Here is a 21,797-nt window from a genome sequence, read left to right as displayed (position 1 = left end):
CTTGTGCGAGCAAATCTGCCGTGCGGCTGGCTTGAGGGCTCAAGAAGGCCTAGAATTCCCGCATTGTTTATTCCCCCAAGGTAGCCCTTTAATGTCCTTCGCCGAGCAACTAACCCGCCTGCAAGTCTTCCTCGACGCCGACGAGCTGCATGAAGAGGCGCTGGACTACGTGGCCGCTCACGGTTACCTGACCGCGCTGTCGATCTGCGCCGACGTGGTGCCGGACCGTGAGTGGATCGACGCCCTGTTCGCCGAAGAGCCGCATTACAGCAGCGAAGCCCAGCGCGAAGAGATCGAAGCCACGCTGATCGGCCTTAAGGCCCACATCGCCCGCCAACTGGCGTCGGATGAAGAATTCGAGCTGCCATGCGAACTGGACCTGGGCGACGAGCCGGACGATTCCGAACTGCGCGGCTGGTGCATCGGTTTCATGGAAGGTGTGTTCCTGCGCGAAGCGGCCTGGTTCGAAACCGCCGAAGAAGAAGTCAGCGAAATGCTCTTGCCGATCATGGTCGGTTCGGGCCTGTTCGACGAACAGCCTGAATTCGAAGACATCGCCAAGGACGCCAACCTGATGGACGACATGATCGTGCAGATCCCGGAAGCCCTCACCGCGCTGTACCTGCTGTGCCAGGCACCCGACGAAAAACCGGCGATCCTCAAGCCACGTCACCACTAAGATCCGGCCTATGGACAACCCCATAGGCAACCGCCCCCTGATGTTGCGCTACATCCTGCTGGCCATCGGCTGGCTCAGCGTGGCATTGGGGGTGATCGGAATTTTCCTGCCTGTTCTCCCCACTACTCCCTTCCTGCTGCTGGCAGCCGCCTGCTTCGCCCGCAGTTCTCCGCGTTTCTATCAATGGCTGGTCGAGCATCCCCGGCTCGGGCCATGGATCCGCGATTACCTCGATGGCAATGGCATACCGCTCAAGGGCAAGGTCTACGCGATCGGGCTGATGTGGGCGAGCATTCTGTTCTCGTGCTATCTGGTGCCGCTGCCGTGGGCGCGGGGGTTCATGCTGACCAGTGCGGTGTTGGTGACGGTTTATATCTTGCGGCAGAAGACGTTGCGTAAATCCTGATCCACCCTGCCCTACAACCGCTCGTCGAAAACCCTCGTACCCCTGTCAGATCTGACAGTAGGCAGGCCTACGCGTCAGCGCTCTAATCCTTCGTCAACGGTGCCGTCATCCAGACATCTGGGCACCCCTTGCGAAGGTGCGCACTCATGAACAGTCCAGTCTCGCCCTCAGGCTCAGCGACGAATCAACAAGTCCAGATATTTCCCCCACCCTCCGGCGGTATCGGGGCTCTGGCTCTTTCACCGTTCTACATCACAAACCATAAACCACAGCCTAACGGCGCCATGGGCGTCAACGTCGCCATGGCAAACAGTGACCTCAGCGGATTACTGGCCTGGATCCTTCCATACGTGAATATGAGCATCGGCGACGTCATTCACGTTTTGCTTGCCCCTCATCCACTGCCAGTCGCTGAAATTACGGTAGGCCCCGAGCACTTCAACGATCAGGGAGAGGCGCAGCCGATTTCCTTCTACATCTCGCTAAGTGATCTGGAGTTCAGCTTCGCGCCAAATTCCTTGACCAGTCTGGAGGGGAAGATTGTTGTTAAACGTATCAGCGACAACTCAGAAGAGTCCTCTCCTGTAGGGGTGCTTTATAAATATCCACCACCCGGCCCACAGGATCCCGACGCGAGTACGGCAAGAAACGAGGCAATGTCCAAACCCATCGTCACGGATTTAGTGCTGGATCAGACTGTCATCGACAACGGTACCTGGGTGCTGATCCCTCAATATCCCAATCAATGCATTGGCGATGTAGTTACAGTTGCCTTTGGGCCTTTGCTCGTCAGCGTCACAATTACCGCGATCGGGGACGTTTCGATTGAGATCCCGGCAGCTCTGCTGGCCACCCTCAAGCCAACCGACAATCTGGCAGTCAGTTGGTCGGTAAACGACATCGTGGAAAACTTCAGCAAGTGGTCGCTTCCGACACCCGTCAAAGTAATACCCGGGCAATCTTTGCTCGCAGCACCGTTCTGGGATGAAGCTGATACAGAAAACGTCCTGAATCACGACTTGTTGCTGGGTTCGGATACAACGGTGACCGCCACCGCTGTATTTGCCGCTAAAGACAGGATCGACCTGAGTGTGGAAGGTCATACAAGCACCGGTGAAGTGATTGTCTACACCGATAGTCGAACACGGACTACCGCTGGTAGAACACAAATTTTCGACATCCCGAATGAATTCATTCGAAACACGATCGGGGGAGAGTTACGAGCATTCTTTACCGTCACCAAAGGCACCGTCACCCAACAATCGAAACCTGCCGACGCCATTATCATTGGCACATCCCAACCCTTGGGCCTGCCGACTGTCACACCGCTGAACGCGGCAGGTGAAGTGCCGGAAGATGCACCTACGGTGGCGGTAGAGTTTGCCAAATACTGGCCCTTGAAGCTGGGTGCAAAAGCTCTGTGTTACTGGCAAACCCTCAGCGAAGCAGGGACCGTGACTCTGCAAATTTTTCAACAGATTATCACTGATGAAAAACTGCCGATTATCTTCCAGATAGTGAACAAGTTCGTCGCGCCTTATGCTGGCGGCCCATTGTCGGTGAAGTGCGAAATCAAGACTCCTGGGGAGGCCACGGTGTCTTCCGACCTGCTGCAACTACAGATCAGTGCGAAAAAAGTGATCACCATTGATGCGCCGACACAAGTACCAAAAGGAACAATTGATCCGCTGGACGGCAATTGGGGCATGCGGGCCGAATACCTTGGAGTACAAGAAGGGCAGATGGGTCGCTTGAGGCAAGCGAACGCCCCGATCGGAGACACTTCCTTCCCACGCCTGCCATTCAACCAAAACAAACGTATCAACTGGCCGCTTGATCGTTCGTTTCTCATTCGCCATCAGGGGGAGACGATCAAGCTATTCTGGAACTTGTGGTTCAACGAAAGGTTAGCTTCCTCGCCGACGACGGACGTTGTGATTGCTGCAATCCAGCCGGAGGACAATCGCTTCCCCACAGTAACCGTAGCGGGTGTAACGGCGGCGCAACTGAATGTGAATACATTGAAACCCTCTGACATGCTGAATGTACCTGCATGGCTCCATCAGGCCATCGGTCAACTTATATGGTTGAGATTGGAAGGCGTTGATTCCCTTGGAAGCAAAGTGGTTCTGGAACTGGTTGTCGGCGAGCGCATTACCTCCGTCGACGGATATGGGACGCTGATCCCTCTAGAGTGGCTTAAAGGGCTCAAAAATCAATCCGAGCTGAATATCCGATGCCAGGTCAGCTTTTCAGGCAAGACCGATGAGCAGTCGAAGGTGTTGTTCCCTGTTCGGCGCTATCAAATTCAGTCAGTCCCGGCATTGAGTGCAGGCCCCAACAAGTCCGTCGCATTGACCAACTTCGTTGTTGCCGAAGGACGGCCACCTGCCTATCCACCTTCGTCTGCGACTTTTACACAGTTGGCCACCGGAGGTACCGCGCCCATCTCATATAGCTGCAAAATCCAGCAATCGCAACGGTCACGCCTCAGGGAGGGACAGTCACATGCAGAGCCAATGGATCAACACAAATCATCGCCACTGATGCCGCTGGTAACAGTGCGTCTTACGCGCTGTATGTGACGGGAATGAAAACCATACTTCGAAACGATACGATCTGGAGATCATGGGGGGATGCTCACAACTATTGCACTGCCCGAGGCGGTCGCCTGGCTACTCTTCAGGAAATGCTGGACTTCTATAATCTTTACGCGAGAGAAAATGGAAATGTTGCTGCATTGCTAGGTTGGCCGCTTATACAAAGCCACCCTACCTCGTTCTACGGTGCATGGATTGGCGGTCAACAGGGATACTATTACTTCAACCTCACGGGAACGTATGCCAATGGACGCAACACCCCATATGGCCCGGAAAGTAATGGGGTTCGCCCTGCGTTGTGTCTAGTGGGATGACAACCATTCATTGATGACAGGTAGTCGAGGAAAGGAAGAACAAAAAGGAACGCATCTATTTACCGGCTCCATCCCTACAAGCCCGCGCGTCCTTAAACCGGGAGCGCGGGTTTGTCGTTTCCATGCCTTCGCCAACCCTTGTTGAAAAGTGTTGAAGGTTATGTTCGCAAAGCCACGCCACCTTGCGCCTTTGCCTACGCATCCGCCAGAATCCGCCGGCTTGTGCGCCTTGGGGGCGGGTTCTATTGTTTGGCGGTCGCTGAAAAGCAGCGATCGGGTTTAGCGATCCGGCTCCAGACAGACGCAACAATGCCCACTCTCAATTGCAGTTTTTTCTCTGCAACTGGCGTAATGGTGGCTGTGCGTGGGAGACCTTCGGGTCTACCCGGGGTTTCTGTGACCCGGATCGCTAACCTGCGTACAGCCGCCACCTTTACTTGTTTAGCGATGAGTCGTGGCGGCTAAATCCAATCACGGAGATTCGCCATGATCAAACCCACGCCAAACCCGCCGAAAGTCGATTCGACTTCCCCCTACGAATCCCTCGATTCCAAGAAATTCCACGAAGCCGCCGAACGCGCCCTCGATCACTACCTCAATCCGTTCCACCCCAGAAAGCCGCTGCTCAAACCCAACACCCGCTACCTCATCGCCCCCGGCATCCCGAGCGAAGAGCTGCTGGCAGACGCCTGCGAAACCCTGACCTCGGCCAAAACCATGGCCAGCGATTTCGCCGGGATGATCGATGCGCCGCAGCGGCATGTGCTGCTAGGCATCGGGCAACTGATCATGCTGGCGGAACTGGCGGTAAATCGGGTGCTGGACAATCTGGAACTGAAGACTGAAGCGCCGCTGTAGCCTGAGCAAAGAAAAAACCCGCCGTCTCGTTTGATCAGGACGGCGGGTTTTGTCGTTTCAGCCCCGGCTCACACCGTATCCACCTTCAACGAATGATCATTCAACATCCCGTTGATGATTGTCGCCGTGTCGTGCCCGCTGGCGATCAAACCACCCGCCCCCGGCGTTACACCGTAGTGGCTGGCCAGGTTGACGCCGGCCAGGTCGATGGTCTGGTTCGGCGTGGCGCCGGCCATGGCGCTGACGTCGATGGTGGTGACCACCGAAGCGCCGCTGCCGGTGACGGTGAAGTGCAGGTAGTCATCCAGTGACGCCGACGTGCCGTTTTCACCTTGCAGCAGTTGCGACAGGTCGAGCTTGTCGGTGCCGGGGGTGAAGTCGGTGACGGTGTCGTGGCCGCTGTTGCCCTTGAGCCACTGGAAGGTGTCGGCGCCCGGCCCGCCGGTGAGGGTGTTATTGCCCATCCCGCCGATCAGCAGGTCATCGCCCCCGCCGCCGTTGAGGATGTCGTTGCCCAGGCCGCCGTTGATCACGTTGTTATTGTTGTCGCCGGTGAGGGTGTCGTTGAAGTTCGAGCCGACGAGGTTTTCGATACCGGTCAGGGTATCGGTGCCGGCGCCAATGGTGTTTTGCGCACCGAGCAGGCCAAGGTTGACCGTCACCCCGTCGGTCGCGTGGGCGTAGCTGGCGGTGTCGATACCAGTGCCGCCGTCGAGCAGGTCGTTGCCCGGGCCGCTGTAGAGCAAGTCGTTGCCGGCGCCGCCGTGCAGTTCGTTGTTGCCGGAACCTGCGGTGAGCACATCGTTGCCGTCGCCGGCGTTGATGATGTTGTCGCCGGTGCCGGCCACCAGCACGTCATCGCCAGAGGTGCCGGTGAGGGTATGGCCGTCCTGGTAGCTGATGGTCACGTTCGCCGTGTCGCTGCCGCCGTGGTTGTCGTTGGCGGTGTAAGTGCCGTGGTAGTCCGGGGTGATGTCATGGGCCCCGGCGTAGTTGAGGGTCATGGTCAGCTGGTAGTTCTCCGCCGCGTTGGCGTTGCTGCCCGTGGTGTTGGTGATGTTGGTGATGTGGATCTGGTAGACGCCATCGGACGTCGCGGTCAGGGTCTGGCCATCCGCGAGGGCGATCCAGGCGCCGCCGTTGATCGAGTACTCCATGGTGATGTGGCCGGCCGCCAGGTTGTGGTCCAGGTTGAGGGTTTCGCCCTGGCGCAGGTTGACGGTGATGCGGTCTTCATCGTTGGCGTTGGTGTTGGTCACCGCACCGAGGTAGCCGCTGACCACCAGCACGGCGGTCATGGTCGCGGCGTTGGCGCTGAACGAATTACGCACGTTGGCCAGGTTCTGGTTGGCGGCGGTGTTGGCGTTGGTACCGGTGAAGCTGATCGCGCCGGTACCGGTGAAGTCCGCGGACTTCGAGATCCAGCCGGTGTTGAACGAGGTTGGCGTGGCGTTGAGGGTATCGCCGTTGGGATCGGTGTCGTTGGCCAGCAACAGCTCGCCCGGCACCACGATGTTGCCCGACAGCACGTTGGTGATGATGTGGTCATCCACCGCCACCGGAGGCGCGTTGGGGATCACTTTCACGGTCAGGGTCGAACTGGCGAGGTCGCCATCGTTGTCGCTCAGGGTAAAGCCGATGTTCTCGGTGATCACCACGGTGGTGGTTTTCTGCGAGGTGTAGCTGTAGTCGCCGGTGTCGAGATTGACCACCAGGGTGCCGCTGTTGTTGGTGGCGATACTCAGGGTGTTGTTCACCGTGTTGAACGTGCCGTGGTTGGCGCCGCCACTGGCAACCAGTGAACCCTGACCACCGTTGGCTTTCGGGTCATAGGTGTAGGTGGTGCCGTCGACCACGATGGATTTGATGAACCCGCCATCAGCGCCGAACGTCCCGCCCTCGCCCAGCAGCGAACCGGTGACCGGCGCGCCCTCAACCGTGCCGGAGAGCACCGAGTTGAGTTGATTGAGGTCGGTGACCACCACCGCGTTGGTATTGGTGTGCGTGATGCCGTCGTACGCCAGCGGATCGAGGTTGGCGTTGCTCACACCGCTGCCCAGGCCGATCGCGTAGTTCTTGATGTTGTTGGCATCGAGGAACGCCTTGAGCGTCGCTTCGTCGGCGGTGCCGATGTCACCCTCGTTGGGTTTGCCGTCGGAGAAGAAGTAGCCGACGTTCTGCGCCCCGGTGAGTTTGCCCGAGGTGTTGAACGCGTTGTACATGGTCGCCACGGCCGCATCGTAGTTGGTGCCGCCGCCCGCGCTGAGGCTGGCCAGAAGGGTCTTGGCCGTCGCGATATCGACCCACACCGAAGTGCGGTCGGTGGCGTTGCTGCTGAAGGTGACGAGCTGCACTTTCACATCGCCCAGATCGTCGTACTTGTCGAGCAAGGCGCTGATCGCCTGCTTGGCCAGGTCCAGCCGCGACAGGCCCGGTACGCCGGAGGCGTCGGCCATGCTGCCGGAGATGTCGAGGACGATGAGGATGTTGGAGTCGATCTCAACCGCCGCCACCGAACGATCCGACGCTACCGCTTTGGGCACGTCGTCGACGATGTTGACCACGATGGTGCTGGTGGTGCTGTTTCCCAGCGCATCGGTGGCCTTGTAGGTGAAACTTTCGCTCAGGGTGTTCGGCCCGTCGTTGGCGTTCGGCGTGGTTTTCGGCGCCGAGGTCAGGGTGTAGGTGTACGTGCCGTCGGCGTTGAGCTGGATCTGCCCGTAAGTGCCGGTGGCGCTGCCGACCAGGGTGTAGGTGATCGCCCCGCTGCCGCCGCTGACCGAACCGACCAGCGTGCCGCTCGCGGTTTCGCCGGTGTTGCCCGGGTCGCTGCCGGTGACCGTGCCGGGGGCCAGGTCTTGTCCGTCCTTGGTCAGGTCGAGGGCTTTCTCGTAGACGGTCACGTCCTGATCGGTCGAGGCCACGAGTTTGCTGTCGGCGACGTTGACGGTGATGGTGGTGGTGCTTTCGTCGCCGTCGCTGTCGCGGATGGTGTAGGTGAACGTGTCGGTGGCGCCCGGCGGGCTCACCGAGTTCGGGTTGCTGTGATAGACCGCGTTACCGGCCGCATCAAGGGTCAGGTAGCCGTAGGTGCCGTTGATGTTGCTGTTGAGGCCGCCGATGGCCGAGGTCGCGGTGTCGCCGCCGGACCGCACACCGACCACGATCGCTGCACCATCCGCGCCGCTGATGTCATTGCCCAGCACGCTGATGTTGACGGTGCCGCCCTCCGCCACCGAGCCGGTGTCGGGTTTGGCGGTTGGCAGGTCGTCGATGATGTTGACGTTGATCTGCCCCGTCGCAGTACTGCCGTCGGTGTCCGTCGCCACCACGTTGAAGTTCTCGGTGATGCTGTTGGCGCCGTTGGCGTTCGGGTGGGTTTCGTTATCGACCAGGGTGTAGCTGTAACTCACCACGCCGGTGGTCGGGTTGTAACCGGTGATGGTCAGTGTGCTGCCCAGCGGGGTGACCACTGATTGCGGGAAGCCTGCTGCCACGCCGTTGGTCATCACGGCGATGCCGCCCACGGTCAGGGTTTGCAGACCGTCGAGGGCCGTCACGGTGAAGGTGCCGCTTTGGGTCAGCGCCGGGATGTTGGGACTGGTGCCGTCGCTGAGGTTTTTCTCGTAGACGGTCAGCTCGCCGCCATTCACGTCGAGGCCGTTGAGGACCACCGGATCGTCGTTGTTGTGGATGTTCAGCACCAGGTTGGCGGTGCTGGTATCGCCGTCGGCATCGGTCAGGGTGTAGGTGAAAGTCTCGGTGCCGTTGCCACCGCCGTGCAGGTTTTTGAAGTCCGCATCGTTGGTGTTCAGCGTGTAGGTGTACGTGCCGTTGGCGTTCAACACTAACGTGCCGTAAGTGCCGGTGAAGGTGCCGGGAGTGATCGGGCCGGCATTCGGACCGGTCGCCACCACGTCGGCGCCTTGCACGTCGTTGGTCAGCACGTTGCCGTTGAGGGTCAACTGGGTTTCCGACGCGGTGCTGGCGTTGCTGTCGTTGATCGCCTTCGGCACGTCATCGACGATGTTGACCACGATGGTGCTGGTAACAACGTTGCCCAGCGAATCGGTGGCCTGGTAGGTGAAGGTTTCGGTCAGGGTGTTGGCGCCGTCGTCGGCGTGCGGGGTGGTGCTGGCCGGTGAGGTCAGGGTGTAGGTGTACGTGCCGTTGGGGTTGAGCACGATCTGCCCGTAGTTGCCGGTGGCGCTGCCGACCAGCGCATAGCTGATCGCACCGACCGCGCCGGTGACCGAGCCGACCAACGTGCCGGACGCGGTTTCCCCGTTGCTGGCCGGATCGCTGCCGGTGACCGTACCGGCGGCCAGATCCTGGCCGTCCTTGTTCAGGTCGAGGGCTTTTTCGTACACGGTGACGTCGGTGTCGCTGACCGCTTTGAGGCAGCTGTTGTAGACGTCGATGGTGATGGTGGTGGTGCTTTCATCACCGTCGGAATCGCGCACGGTGTACACGAACACGTCCACCGCACCCGGCCCGCTCACGGCATTCGGGTTGCTGTGATAGACCGCGTTGCCGTTGGCGTCGAGGGTCAGGTAGCCGTAAGTGCCGTTGATGTTGCTGTTGAGCCCGCCAATGGCCGAAGTCGAGGTGTCGGAGCCGGCGCGCACGCCCACTACCGCGCCACTGGCTGCCGGGCCGTCGGCGCCGCCGATGTCGTTGTCCAGCACGTTGCCGCTGACGGTGCCGCCCTCCTGCACCGACGTTGCGTCGGGTTTGGCGGTCGGCAGGTCGTCGATGATGTTGACGTTGATCTGCCCGGTGGCGGTGCTGCCATCGGTGTCGGTCGCCACCACGTTGAAGTTCTCGGTGATGCTGTTGGCGCCGTTGGCGGTCGGATGGGTTTCGTTATCCACCAGGGTGTAGCTGTAGCTGACTACGCCGGTTGCCGGGTTGTAACCGGTGATGGTCAGTGTGCTGCCCAACGGCGTGACCACCGATTGCGGGAAGCCTGCCGCGACACCGTTGGTGATCACGGCGATGCCGCCCACGGTCAGGGTTTGCAGACCGTCGAGGGCCGTCACGGTGAAGGTGCCGCTTTGAGTCAGCGCCGGGGTGTCGGGGCTGGTGCCGTCGCTGAGGTTTTTCTCGTAGACGGTGAGTTCGCCACCGTTGACGTCGAGGCCGTTGAGGTAGACCTGGTCGTCGTTGTTGTGGATGTTCAGCACCAGGTTCGCGGTGCTGGTGTCGCCGTCGGCATCGGTGATGGTGTAGGTGAAGGTCTCGGTGCCGTTGCCGCCTCCGTGCAGGTTTTTGAAGTCTGCATCGTTGGTGTTCAGCGTGTAGGTGTACGTGCCGTTGGCGTTCAGCACCAGCGTGCCGTAAGTCCCGGTGAACGTACCCGCCGTGATCGGGCCGGCATTCGGGCCGGTCGGCACGCGGTCGGCGCCCTGCACGTCGTTGGTCAGGACGTTACCGCTCAAGGTGAGGTTGGATTCCGAAGCTGTGCCGGCGTTGCTGTCGTCCACGCCTTTTGGCAGGTCGTCGACGATGTTCACGTCCAGCGTGGCATTGGCGGTGGTGCCGTTGTCGTCGACCACGGTCACGGCGAACTGCTCGTTGAGCACGTTGGCGCCGTTGGCAGTCGGGTGAGCTTCGTTATCGACGAGGGTGTAGCTGTAGCTGACCACGCCGGTCGCGGCGTTGAAGCCAGTGATGGTCAGCGTGCTGCCCAATGGCGTCGTGACTGACTGCGGAAAGCCTGCGGCCACACCGTTGGTGACCACGGCGATGCCACCGATGGTCAGCGTGGTGACGCCGTCCAGCGCGGTGATGGTGAAGGTGCCGCTTTGGGTCAGGGCCGCCGAATCCGGCGCGCTGCCATCGCCGAGGTTTTTCTCGTAGACGGTGAGTTCGCCGCCATTCACGTCGAGGCCGCTGATGATCACCGGGTCGTCGTTGTTATGAATTTGCAGGACGAGGTTCGCGGTGCTGGTGTCGCCGTCGGCATCGGTGATGGTGTAGGTGAAGGTTTCCGTGCCGTTGCCGCCGCCGTGCAGGTTTTTGAAGTCCGCATCATTGGTGTTCAGCGTGTAGGTGTACGTGCCGTTGGCGTTCAGCACCAGCGTGCCGTAAGTCCCGGTGAACGTACCCGCCGTGATCGGGCCGGCATTCGGGCCGGTCGGCACACGGTCAGCGCCCTGCACGTCGTTGGTCAGGACGTTGCCAGTCAGCGTGAGATTGGTTTCCGAAGCGGTGCCGGCATTGCTGTCGTCCACGGCTTTTGGCAGGTCGTCGACGATGTTCACGTCCAGCGTGGCGTTGGCGGTGGTGCCGTTGTCGTCGACCACGGTCACGGCAAACTGCTCGTTGAGCACGTTCGCGCCGTTGGCGGTTGGATGCACTTCGTTGTCGACCAGGGTGTAGCTGTAGCTGACGACGCCGGTTGCAGCGTTGAAACCGGTGATGGTCAGCGTGCTGCCCAGTGGCGTTGTCACCGATTGTGGGAAGCCTGCGGCAACGCCATTGGTGACCACGGCAATGCCGCCGATGGTCAACGTAGTGACGCCGTCCAATGCGGTGATGGTGAAAGTGCCGCTTTGGGTCAGGGCCGCCGAATCCGGCGCACTGCCATCGCCGAGGTTTTTCTCGTAGACGGTGAGTTCACCGCCCTCGACGTTCAACCCGTTGATGATCACGGGGTCGTCGTTGTTGTGGATCTGCAGCACGAGGTTGGCGGTGCTGGTGTCGCCGTCGGCATCGCGCAGGGTGTAGGTGAAGGTCTCGGTACCGCTGCCACCACCGTGCAAGGCTTTGAAGTCGGCATCGTTGGTGTTCAGCGTGTAGGTGTACGTGCCATTGGCGTTGAGCACCAGGGTGCCGTAAGTACCGGTGAAGGTGCCGGCGACCACCGGGCCACTGTTGGGGCCGACGGGAATCCGGTCGGCGCCCTGGGTGTCGTTCGGCAGGACGTTGCCGGTCAGGGTCAGCAGGGTTTCCGAGGCAGTGTTCGGATTGGTGTCGTCGACAGCCTTGGGCACGTCGTCGGTAATGTTGACGTCCAGCGTGCCGGTGGCGGTGTCGCCATTGCTGTCGCCGGCGATCACGGTGAATTGTTCGCTGAGGTTATTGGCACCGTCGCCCGCCGCGTGGGTTTCGTTGCCGTTGAGGGTGTAGCTGTAGCTGACCGTGCCGGTGGCCGGGTTGTAACCGGTAATGGTCAGGGTGTTGCCCAGTTGCGTGGTGATCGATTGCGGGAAACCGATCGGCACGCCGCCGACAATCACGTTGATGCCGCCGATGCTCAGGCTGCTCAGGCCATCCGGCGCCGACACCGTGAAGCTGCCGCTCTGGGTCAGCGCGCCAGGGTTGGCGGCGGAACCGTCGGGCAGATTGGCTTCGTTGAGGGTCAGTTCACCGCCGGGCACGGACAGGCCGCCGAGGGTCACCGGATTGTTGACCGGTGGCGGTGGCGGAACAATCGGTGCGGCCTGGCCGTCACCGTTGTCGATCACGGCGTTATGCCGCTCTTCGGGAAACTCGGGAATGCCGTTGAACCCGGCCGTCGGAAAGCCGATGACCGGATCGACCCGGCCCGCCACTTCGGTCAGCAACACAAAACTGTGGCCACCACCCAGCGCGCCCGGCGCGCCACCGGTGGCTCCGGGGCCGGCTGCCGTCGCTTCGGCGGTTTGGGTCGGGTCATCGCCGGCGGCAATGGCTTTCTGGATCTGTTCGACGTCGGTCAGTTGCGACTCGCTCGGGGTCACCGCTTCCGGGGCATTGACGTGGGCGGCCTGATCGGCGAGCAACTGGCCGGTCATGGTCAGGCTGCTGTCCCGACCGAGGGTCAGTTCCTGGCCATTTTGCAGATGGACGGCAACCGCTCCCTCCGCCCCGGTGATCAATTGATCCCCTGCAAACAGCCGATCGCCTTCAACCAATGCGCGCCGACTGCCGTCTGCCGATTGAGCGAAAACCTGACCAATGACTTTAGTGACGATCCCGATGAGCGTTGCCATGTGCATTCCTCCGCTGCCGACCACCGTCGGCGCTGGTTCGCGAAGCAGCCCATGGCTCAAGCGGGTTGTCGAGGCGACGCTCGCACCTCGACAGTTCGTTTCGCAGGTTGCGCAAATCCAGAAACGCCAGCGCCATCAAGCACTTGGAATCTCTGTTCGATGCAGCAGGCCCACTAGCGCTACGTAACGGTGGTGAATCACCCGAGTGACAAAAAACTGTCGTTCATCAGCCGCTACGCGTCCCTCCCCTTTAGCAGTACTTCGCCGTATGTCGCAAAGTGAGTGGAACTTTCCTCAAGCCTTTCTGTGCTCCCTAAAGCGCATAAAACAAAGGCTTTCGAGTGGAACAATGTGCTGGATTTGGCGAACCGCATAAGTTTTTTTTGGCATAACCCATATGAAAATTTTTTCTTAGCTACGCTTCAGGATGTTCTTAGCTCTGTTGTTACAGGCATGAAACGCTTTCTACTAAAAATATCGTCAATAAATTGGCGACAGCGGAACACCATCAGGACTCAGGGAGATGCACCCATGCGCGTACTAACCCCCCTCTGCAGCGCGGTTTTGCTGGCCATGGCTTGCACTTCCCAGGCACAGGCCATGAACCTCACCGAAGCGATCCAGAGCACCATCGCCACCCACCCCGAACTTGCCTCGCGCGTGGACGCGCGCCTGTCAGCTGATGAACAGGTGAAGGTCGCCAAGGGCGGCTTCTATCCATCGGTGGACCTGAACGCTGCTTACGGGCGTGGCTACAGCGACAACACCAACACCCGGGCCTTCGGTAACCACCACACCGAAATCCTCAATTACACCCAGTCCGAGCTGCGTCTGCGGCAGATGCTGTTCGACGGTTTCAACACTGCCAACGAAGTCAAGCGCACCAAGGGCGTTTCCAACTCGCGCGCGTATTACGCGCAAGGCACCGCCCAGGACCTAGCCCTGCGCACCATCGAGGTCTACCTCGAAGTGCTCAAGCGCCGTGAACTGGTGACATTGGCCAAGAACAACCTGCAGGCGCACTTGCGCGTCAACGACCAGATCGGCCTGCGCACCGAGCGCGGCGTGGGCAGCACTGCCGACTCCGATCAATCGGTCGCCCGTAAGGCGCTGGCGCAGAACAACCTCGACACCGCCGAAGTCGATCTGGCCGACGCCGAATCGAACTTCTACAGCGTGGTCGGACGCATGCCCGATGAGCTGGAAGCGCCCGCTTCGACCCGTGGCGAGTTGCCCGCCACCCTGCCCGAAGCCCAGCAGAGCATGGTCGAGAACAACCCGTACCTGAAATCCGCCCAGGCTGACGTGCAATCGGCCGAGAGCCAGTACGAAGTCGCCAAGTCGCCGTTCTACCCACGCTTCGACGCCGAAGCGGCAGTCGGCGCCAACAACAACGTGCAGGGTGACGAGGGCCACGACAACGAATGGCGGGTCGGCGTGGTGATGAACTACAACCTGTTCCGTGGCGGCAGCGACAAGGCGCGACTGGCCTCCGATGCGCACCAGATCAACCAGGCGATGGACATCCGCAACAACGCCCTGCGCCAGCTCAACGAGAACATTCACCTGGCCTGGAACGCCATGGTCAACGCCAAGAAGCAGACCCCGACCGCCCGCGAATACGCCGAGACCACCAAGCGTGTGCGCGCCGCGTATCAGGATCAGTTCGGCCTCGGCCAGCGCACCCTGCTCGACCTGCTCGACAGTGAAAACGAGCTGTACAACGCCAACCGTCGCTACACCGAGATCCGCTACACCGAGGAGTTCTCGATGTATCGCGTGCTGGCGAACATGGGCCAGTTGTTGAACAAGCAGCGGATCGTGCTGCCGGCCGATGCGATTGCCGCGACCGAGGTGAAGAACGAAGCGCGCCTGCCCGAGCTGAAGTAGTCCCGATGATGTAGTGCCAGGGGAGCGATCAATATGACCAGCATGCAACCCGGTAACACCGGGATCGATCCGCGGCTGAGCTTCGATGACCCGTTGCTCGACGGTCTGTTGATCCTCTGCAAACTCCATGGCGCGACGGTCAGTCGCGCCAGCCTGAGTGCCGGGCTGCCCCTGGACAAACAACGCCTGAGCCTGGACCTGCTGCCCCGCGCCGCGGCCCGGGCCGGGTTGCAGGCGCGCTTGCTGCGCCGGGAACTCAAAGACATTTCACCGCTGAACCTGCCGGTGCTGTTGCTGCTGGGCAACGGGCGCACGGCGGTGCTGCGGCGGTTTGCCGAAGACGGCAAGGCGCTGATCCTGCCCAGCGAAGCCGATGGCGGCGAGCAATGGGTCAGCCGCGAAGAACTCACCGAACACTACAGCGGCCAGGCCTTGTTCGCCCGGCCACGGCATGAACTGGAAGACCTGCGCTCGCCGTTGGTGCCACGGGTGCAGGCGTGGTTTCGCGACACCTTGAAGCTGTCGAAATGGCTGTACAGCGATGCGATCCTCGCCAGTTTCCTGATCAACCTGCTGGGCCTGATGGTGCCGCTGTTCGTCATGCAGACCTACGACCGCGTGGTGCCTAATCAGGCCACGTCGACCCTGTGGGTGCTGGCCATCGGGCTGCTGATCGGCACCGGTTTCGAACTGGTGCTGCGGGTGGTCCGCGCGCACCTGCTGGACACCGCCGGCAAGAAAACCGATGTGATCCTTTCCGCTACTTTGTTCGAGCGCATCACCGGCATGGCGATGAAGGCCCGGCCGGCGACCATCGGCGGATTCGCCCAGAGCATTCACGACTTTCAGGGCCTGCGGGAATTTCTCACCGCCGTGACCCTGACCAGCCTGATCGACCTGCCCTTCGTGGTGTTGATGCTGGTGGTGATCGGCCTGCTCGGTGGCTGGCTGGTGGTGATTCCGCTGCTGGCGTTTCCGATCACGATCGTGTTCGCGATGATCATTCAGGCCCGTCTGCGCGACACCGTGCAGAAAAGCCTGAGCCTCGGCGCCGAGCGCCAGGCGTTGCTGATCGAAACCCTCGGCGGTCTGGAAACCCTCAAGGCGTGCAGCGCCGAAAGCGAGCGCCAGCACAAATGGGAAAGTACCCACGGCGCCCTCACCCGCCTCGACAGCCACGCGCGTAATCTCTCGGCGCTGGCCACCAACGGCACGCTGTTCATCCAGCAGTTTTCGGGGATGGCGACGATTGTGGCCGGGGTCTACAGCATCATCGCCGGCAACCTCAGCGTCGGTGCGCTGGTGGCCAGTTATATGCTCGGCAGTCGCGTGCTTGCGCCGCTGGGCCAGATCGCCGGGCTGATTACTCGTTACCAGCAAGCGCAACTGACCATGAAAAGCACCGACGCGCTGATGTCCCTGCCTCAGGAGCGCGACGGCAAACAACGGCCGCTGGAGCGCACGCAATTGCAAGGCGCGCTGGACGCCAACGCCGTGACCTTCCACTACAACGGCCAGAACGCACCGGCCCTGAGCAATGTCAGTTTCAGCGTCAAACCCGGCGAGCGGATCGGAATCATCGGTCGCAGCGGCTCGGGCAAAAGCACTCTGGCGCGGCTGGTGATGGGGTTCTACGAACCGGAAGAAGGCCAGTTACTGCTCGACAACCTCGACCTGCGGCAACTGGACGTCGCCGACCTGCGCCAGCAGATCGGTTATGTCGCCCACGACCTGCCGCTGCTGGCCGGCAGCCTGCGTGACAACCTGACCCTCGGCGCCCGCTACATCAGCGATTCGCGGATGCTTGAAGTCGCTGAACTGACCGGCGTCACAGAGCTTGCCCGGCAACATCCGCAAGGCTTCGACCGGCCGGTGGGCGAGCGTGGTCAGTTGCTCTCAGGTGGTCAGCGCCAAGCCGTGTTGCTGGCGCGGGCGCTGTTGCTCGACCCGCCGATCATGCTGCTCGACGAACCCACCAGCGCCATGGACAACAGCAGCGAAGACGTTCTGCGCCAGAAGCTGCACGGCTGGGTGCAGGGCAAAACCTTGCTGCTGGTCACCCACCGCACTTCGATGCTGAGCCTGGTGGACCGGTTGCTGGTGCTGGACAACGGCCGGATCGTCGCCGACGGTCCGAAAGAAGCGGTCATCGATGCACTGCGCAAGGGCCGGGTCGGCTCGGCGGCGGTCTAGGAGTTGCCCCATGTCTGCTTCGTCCTCTTCAAAACCGCGCGGTTACTTCGACAGTTTCGGCAAAAGCGCCGAGGCTGAATTCATGCCGGAAACCGCCGGCGCCTCGTTGCAGGATTCGCCGCGCTGGTCGCGCATTACCGTGTGGCTGGCGGCGGCGCTGCTGATCAGTGCGCTGGTCTGGGCAAAGTTCGCCGTGCTCCAAGAAGTGACCATGGGCGAAGGCAAGGCGATTCCGTCGAGCAAGGTTCAGGTGATCCAGAACCTCGAAGGCGGGATCGTCACCGAGATCTTCGTGCGTGAGGGGCAAATGGTCAGCAAGGGCGATACCTTGCTGCGTCTGGATGACACGCGGTTTCTGTCGAACAAGGGTGAAAGCGAGGCCGATCGTTATGCCCTGACTGCGCAGGTCGAACGCCTGTCCGCCGAAGCCGAAGGTCGGCCGTTCAAGCTTTCGGACGAGGTGATTGCCAAGGCCCCCCAAGTCGCCGAGGACGAGCGTTCGCTGTACGAGCAACGACAACGGCGGCTGGCCAGTGAGCAACGCACCCTCAGCGAACAACTGCGGCAGAAGGCGCAGGAGCTGGCGGAGTTTAGGTCGAAACAGGGGCAATACAGTTCGAGCCTGGCGCTGGTCAATCAGGAAATGAACATGTCCGAACCGCTGGTCAAGACCGGCGCCGTATCGCCGGTTGAGATCCTGCGACTGAAGCGCAGCGCCGTGGAAATTCGCGGTTCGTTGAATGCCACGACCCTGGCGATTCCCCGCGCCGAATCGGCCATTGCCGAGATCCGCAGCAAGATCGACGAATCGGAACAGACCTTCCGCTCCGAAGCGGCCAAGGAGCTCAACGAGAAACGCACCGACCTGTCGAAAATCACCGCCTCGAGCATCGCCATCGACGACCGCGTCAGCCGCACCACCGTGACTTCGCCGGTGCGTGGGGTGATCAAGCAGATGAAGGTCAACACCATCGGCGGCGTGGTGCAGCCGGGCAGCGACATGGTGGAAATCGTGCCGCTGGAAGACAACCTGCTGATCGAAGCCAAGGTCCGGCCGCAGGACGTGGCGTTCCTGCATCCGGGCCAGAAAGCCATGGTCAAGTTCAGCGCCTACGACTACACGATCTACGGCGGGCTCAGCGCCAAGCTTGAACTGATCGGGGCCGACACCATCACCGACGACAAGGGCAACAGCTTTTACCTGATTCAGGTGCGCACCGACAAAAACCATTTGGGCGGGGATGTGAAACCGCTGCTGATCATTCCGGGGATGGTGGCGACGGTGGACATCATCACCGGGGAGAAAAGCGTGCTGGATTACCTGCTCAAACCGGTGCTGAAGGCGCGGACCGAGGCGATGCGCGAGCGCTAGTGATGATCCGGATTGGATGCTGAATGATCTGGCCTCTTCGCGGGCAAGCCCGCTCCCACAGGTATGGCGTCGTACTCAGGTTTTGTGTACGACAAGTACATTGTGGGAGCGGGCTTGCCCGCGAAGGGGCCAGTGAGATCACCCTTAATTTCCAGAATGATTGCGCTGGAAAGTCTCCTCGCCCATCGCCGCAATCTGCCCCTCGATCAACGCCTCGAACGGCTTGAGCAACGGATCGAAAGAGGCCGGCGCCTCAAGCGTCTGCAATGCCTGAACAATCGCCTCGATCGTCGACAACGCCCCCGGCCCCGGTGCCTTGCGCAGCCGATACCGGGAAACCCCGCCCTCGGCCAAAGTCACCCGAGGCAACGCCGCCAGCAGCGGATTGAGGTGCAGCATCTTGCGCGCCTTGCGCCACGTGCCGTCCGGCACCACCAGCAACAGCGGTTCATCGGACGCGGTGTACGCCTGCATCGGCTGCGCATCCTCCGCCGGGAACAGCAATCGCGCCCGATACCCCGGCCGATTCAGCAGCGTTGGCAAATCCTCGAACACCTCGCCGACGATCAGTTCGGCATTGTTCAAACCGAGCGCCGCCAGCCGTGCCGTGTTGAGCGCGTGATTGACCTCGCTCGGGTGCTGCAACAGCAACACCCGGGTGCGGCTGTCGAGGCTGGGGATCAGCGGGCACAGGCAATGAGTTTGTGGGCGCAGGCAGCGCGGGCATTGAGGTCTGGACATGTTCTTATGCCTGATTGAGCTGCGCTTTGAGCAGATCACGGAAAGTCTGGATCAGCGGCTCGCGGCTGCGGCCCCGGCGCATGATCATGGAGAACGGCGCCTGATAACCGAAGGTCGCCGGCAGCAGCACCCGCAGGTCGCCCTTGTCGGCCCAGGCCTGGGCGTAGTGCTCCGGCAGATAACCGATGTAGGCGCCGGACAGCACCAGAATCAGCTGCGCTTCCATACTTTCCACGGTCGCGGCGCTGTGTTTGAAACCGTGACGCGCCAATTCGGCCTGGCTCCAGTAACCGCGTCCGACCATGCGCTGCTGGGTGATGACCTGCTCGGGAATCCGCCGCTCATTGAACAACGGGTGACGGCTGCTGCAATACAGCCAGTGCTGCTCACGGTACAGCGGCATGTACACCAGACCGCTCATGCGTGTGGAAAACGCACCGATGGCCAGATCGAGGCGGTTGTCCTGCACGCCGAGTTGCAGTTCATACGGGCTCATCACCGACAAATGCAAATGCACCGCCGGGTGTTCCTGGCTGTAGGCGCCGATGGCTTCGGCGAATGGCAGGGCCTTGTCGCTGACCGTGGAGTCGATCACCCCGAGGTTGAGCGTGCCGCGCAATTCGCCCTTGAGCGCGGCGGCGTATTGCTCGAAACCTTCGAGTTCGGCGAGCAGGCGCAGGGTTTCCTGATGGAACAGCTCGCCCTTGCTGGTCAGGCTGAAACCGCCGCGCCCGCGATGGCACAACACCAGACCCAGCGCGGCTTCGAGCTGGCTCATGTAGGTGCTGATCGCCGAGGTCGACAGGTTGAGTTCCTGCTGCGCGTTAGCAAACCCCTGATGGCGCACGACGCTGACGAAGATGCGCAAAAGTTTCAGGTCGGGTAAAGCGTTGGCCATGTCTACTCCGGGCTTTGGAACTGTGTTGTCTGGTCAATCCACCCCTCATCGGAACGCCGCCCGCCCATCCCTCTCCCCAGAGGGGAGAGGGGGAAAGGGAGCCGATCTCCATGGCCTTCAAATCCTGCGTCTGCCTTACGACTATCTTGAGTTCGGCTCGATATTTCAGGTCGATGAAGCTCCTGAGAACAACTCCGTAGGCCCCCTCTCCCTCCGGGAGAGGGCTGGGGTGAGGGCTACGATCCCGAGCCGAACGAACATCCAGAGAAGCGCAAAGTCTATCTCGCCCCTCCCCCATTAGTTTAGAAAATTCTGAACTAAGTTTTTGTTCGTAGCGATTCTTCCGCCTCACTACATTTCGCAGAATCGGCCCCACAGCGGCGTCCGAACCTGTGCTGAACGGCGCGCCGACATAAATAAAACAAAGACGATGAGGCCCTACCCGTGGACAAGATTCTTCACCAACCACTGGGCGGCAACGAAATGCCGCGCTTCGGCGGCATCGCCACCATGCTCCGACTCCCCCATGTACCGACCGCTGCCGGCCTGGACGCTGCCTTCGTTGGCGTGCCTCTGGACATCGGTACTTCGCTGCGCCCCGGCACCCGCTTCGGGCCGCGCGACATCCGCACCGAATCGGTGATGATCCGCCCGTACAACATGGCCACCGGCGCTGCGCCGTTCGACTCGCTGTCGGTTGCCGACATCGGTGACGTGGCGATCAACACCTTCAACCTGCTCGACGCCGTGCGCATCATCGAAGAAGCCTACGACAACATCCTCGAGCACAACGTGATCCCGATGACCCTGGGTGGCGACCACACCATCACCCTGCCGATCCTGCGTGCCATCCACAAAAAACACGGCAAGGTCGGTCTGGTGCACATCGACGCCCACGCTGACGTCAACGATCACATGTTCGGCGAGAAGATCGCCCACGGTACGACCTTCCGTCGCGCCGTCGAAGAAGGTCTTCTGGACTGCGACCGCGTGGTGCAGATTGGTCTGCGTGCGCAGGGTTACACCGCTGACGACTTCAACTGGAGCCGCGATCAGGGCTTCCGCGTGGTGCAGGCCGAAGAGTGCTGGCACAAGTCGCTGGAACCGCTGATGGCCGAAGTGCGTGAGAAAGTCGGTGGCGGTCCGGTGTACCTGAGCTTCGACATCGACGGCATCGACCCGGCCTGGGCGCCTGGCACCGGCACCCCGGAAATCGGTGGTCTGACGACCATTCAGGCGATTGAAATCGTTCGCGGCTGCCAGGGCCTCGACCTGATCGGCTGCGATCTGGTAGAAGTCTCGCCCGCTTATGACACCACCGGCAACACCTCGCTGCTGGCCGCCAACCTGCTGTACGAAATGCTCTGCGTACTGCCAGGCGTCGTCCACCGCTGAGGGTCGGGTCATGAACGAACGTGATCAGGTTCTGAAAGCGGCCGCCGATCTGGTGTCCGCCTTCGCCCGCAACGATCGCGAAGCCTACTTCGGCGCGTTCAGCGCCGATGCGAGCTTCGTGTTCTACACCCTCGAACAGCCCCTGCTGTCGCGCGATGCCTATCAGGCGTTGTGGGACAGCTGGCGCGCCGAGGATGGCTTCGAGGTGCTGTCGTGTAGCTCGAGCAACGCCTTCGTCAGCCTGCAGGGTGACGTGGCGATTTTCATCCATGACGTGGCCACCGAGCTGCGCATGCAAGGGGAGCAACACTTCAGCCAGGAGCGCGAGACGATTGTTTTCAAGAAACAAGCGTCGAGCCTAGAACAACAAGGCCATTGGCTGGCCTGCCACGAACATTTGTCCGCAATGCCGGAAGGGCTGCCATCCCCTTAGCCAAACAGGTGACGCTCACGCACGATGAGCGCGCCTTTG

12 protein-coding genes are annotated in these 21,797 nt (G+C 61.2%); 9 read left to right on the top strand and 3 right to left on the bottom strand.

Translation table 11 applies throughout. The features are described 5' to 3' along the window. The first annotated feature begins 91 nt into the window (after positions 1-91). The 4 genes from QR290_RS08825 to QR290_RS08810 all read left to right on the top strand — a co-directional run bounded on the left by QR290_RS08825 (position 92) and on the right by QR290_RS08810 (position 4,857). Positions 92-679 (top strand): YecA family protein, encoded by a 588-nt coding sequence (locus QR290_RS08825; RefSeq protein ID WP_085710385.1) that lies wholly within the window; start codon positions 92-94, stop codon positions 677-679. 10 nt (positions 680-689) lie between these two features. Continuing rightward, positions 690-1,085: a YbaN family protein gene (locus tag QR290_RS08820; RefSeq protein WP_065260960.1), complete on the top strand. Its 396-nt coding sequence runs from the start codon at positions 690-692 to the stop codon at positions 1,083-1,085. A gap of 146 nt (positions 1,086-1,231) precedes the next feature. After that, positions 1,232-3,670, top strand: a complete 2,439-nt coding sequence (locus tag QR290_RS08815; RefSeq protein WP_289204733.1) for a hypothetical protein — start codon at positions 1,232-1,234, stop codon at positions 3,668-3,670. Positions 3,671-4,485: 815 nt separating this feature from the next. After that, the gene (locus QR290_RS08810) at positions 4,486-4,857 is read left to right on the top strand and encodes a DUF6124 family protein (RefSeq protein WP_115076956.1); all 372 of its coding nucleotides are present in this window, start codon (positions 4,486-4,488) and stop codon (positions 4,855-4,857) included. 68 nt (positions 4,858-4,925) lie between these two features. On the opposite strand, the gene QR290_RS08805 is transcribed toward QR290_RS08810, so the two are convergent. Then, a complete protein-coding gene (locus QR290_RS08805; protein WP_289204732.1) occupies positions 4,926-12,836 on the bottom strand; it encodes a retention module-containing protein in 7,911 nt (2,636 codons plus the stop codon). Positions 12,837-13,367: 531 nt separating this feature from the next. On the opposite strand from QR290_RS08805, the gene QR290_RS08800 reads away from it, so the two are divergent. Genes QR290_RS08800 through QR290_RS08790 form a run of 3 tightly spaced genes read left to right on the top strand, consistent with a single transcriptional unit; the run spans position 13,368 to position 18,291 of the window. Beyond that, complete coding sequence (locus QR290_RS08800; protein ID WP_289204731.1) at positions 13,368-14,726, top strand: TolC family outer membrane protein; 1,359 nt, start codon at positions 13,368-13,370, stop codon at positions 14,724-14,726. 33 nt (positions 14,727-14,759) lie between these two features. Further along, the gene (locus QR290_RS08795; protein WP_115076953.1) at positions 14,760-16,919 is read left to right on the top strand and encodes a type I secretion system permease/ATPase; all 2,160 of its coding nucleotides are present in this window, start codon (positions 14,760-14,762) and stop codon (positions 16,917-16,919) included. Positions 16,920-16,929: 10 nt separating this feature from the next. Beyond that, the gene (locus tag QR290_RS08790) at positions 16,930-18,291 is read left to right on the top strand and encodes an HlyD family type I secretion periplasmic adaptor subunit (RefSeq protein ID WP_115076952.1); all 1,362 of its coding nucleotides are present in this window, start codon (positions 16,930-16,932) and stop codon (positions 18,289-18,291) included. A 144-nt stretch (positions 18,292-18,435) separates the two neighbouring features. Here the strand turns inward: QR290_RS08790 and QR290_RS08785 are convergent, their stop codons facing one another. Both QR290_RS08785 and QR290_RS08780 read right to left on the bottom strand, forming a co-directional pair. Next, entirely contained in the window at positions 18,436-19,032 is a 597-nt protein-coding gene (locus QR290_RS08785) for a tRNA-uridine aminocarboxypropyltransferase (protein WP_289204730.1), read from the bottom strand. A 4-nt stretch (positions 19,033-19,036) separates the two neighbouring features. Continuing rightward, complete coding sequence (locus QR290_RS08780) at positions 19,037-19,930, bottom strand: LysR family transcriptional regulator (protein WP_007956593.1); 894 nt, start codon at positions 19,928-19,930, stop codon at positions 19,037-19,039. A gap of 444 nt (positions 19,931-20,374) precedes the next feature. Between QR290_RS08780 and speB the strand changes: the two genes are divergently transcribed. Then, complete coding sequence (speB, locus tag QR290_RS08775) at positions 20,375-21,325, top strand: agmatinase (RefSeq protein WP_007956591.1); 951 nt, start codon at positions 20,375-20,377, stop codon at positions 21,323-21,325. Between the two features lie 10 nt (positions 21,326-21,335). After that, complete coding sequence (locus tag QR290_RS08770; protein ID WP_115076950.1) at positions 21,336-21,758, top strand: YybH family protein; 423 nt, start codon at positions 21,336-21,338, stop codon at positions 21,756-21,758. Positions 21,759-21,797 lie beyond the last annotated feature (39 nt).

Source organism: Pseudomonas fluorescens (assembly GCF_030344995.1).
GTDB lineage: Bacteria > Pseudomonadota > Gammaproteobacteria > Pseudomonadales > Pseudomonadaceae > Aquipseudomonas > Aquipseudomonas fluorescens_BF.
Note: the sequence above shows the minus strand (reverse complement) of the source record. Positions and strands in the feature narration are given on the sequence as shown.

Excerpts from the sequence above, each read along its gene's own strand:
- QR290_RS08800 (WP_289204731.1), top strand. The coding sequence starts at position 13,368 with ATGCGCGTACTAACCCCCCTCTGCAGCGCGGTTTTGCTGGCCATGGCT.
- QR290_RS08820 (WP_065260960.1), top strand. The coding sequence starts at position 690 with ATGGACAACCCCATAGGCAACCGCCCCCTGATGTTGCGCTACATCCTG.
- QR290_RS08815 (WP_289204733.1), top strand. The coding sequence starts at position 1,232 with ATGAACAGTCCAGTCTCGCCCTCAGGCTCAGCGACGAATCAACAAGTC.
- QR290_RS08825 (WP_085710385.1), top strand. The coding sequence starts at position 92 with ATGTCCTTCGCCGAGCAACTAACCCGCCTGCAAGTCTTCCTCGACGCC.
- QR290_RS08785 (WP_289204730.1), bottom strand. The coding sequence starts at position 19,032 with ATGTCCAGACCTCAATGCCCGCGCTGCCTGCGCCCACAAACTCATTGC.
- QR290_RS08810 (WP_115076956.1), top strand. The coding sequence starts at position 4,486 with ATGATCAAACCCACGCCAAACCCGCCGAAAGTCGATTCGACTTCCCCC.
- QR290_RS08780 (WP_007956593.1), bottom strand. The coding sequence starts at position 19,930 with ATGGCCAACGCTTTACCCGACCTGAAACTTTTGCGCATCTTCGTCAGC.
- QR290_RS08790 (WP_115076952.1), top strand. The coding sequence starts at position 16,930 with ATGTCTGCTTCGTCCTCTTCAAAACCGCGCGGTTACTTCGACAGTTTC.
- QR290_RS08805 (WP_289204732.1), bottom strand. The coding sequence starts at position 12,836 with ATGGCAACGCTCATCGGGATCGTCACTAAAGTCATTGGTCAGGTTTTC.
- QR290_RS08770 (WP_115076950.1), top strand. The coding sequence starts at position 21,336 with ATGAACGAACGTGATCAGGTTCTGAAAGCGGCCGCCGATCTGGTGTCC.
- QR290_RS08795 (WP_115076953.1), top strand. The coding sequence starts at position 14,760 with ATGACCAGCATGCAACCCGGTAACACCGGGATCGATCCGCGGCTGAGC.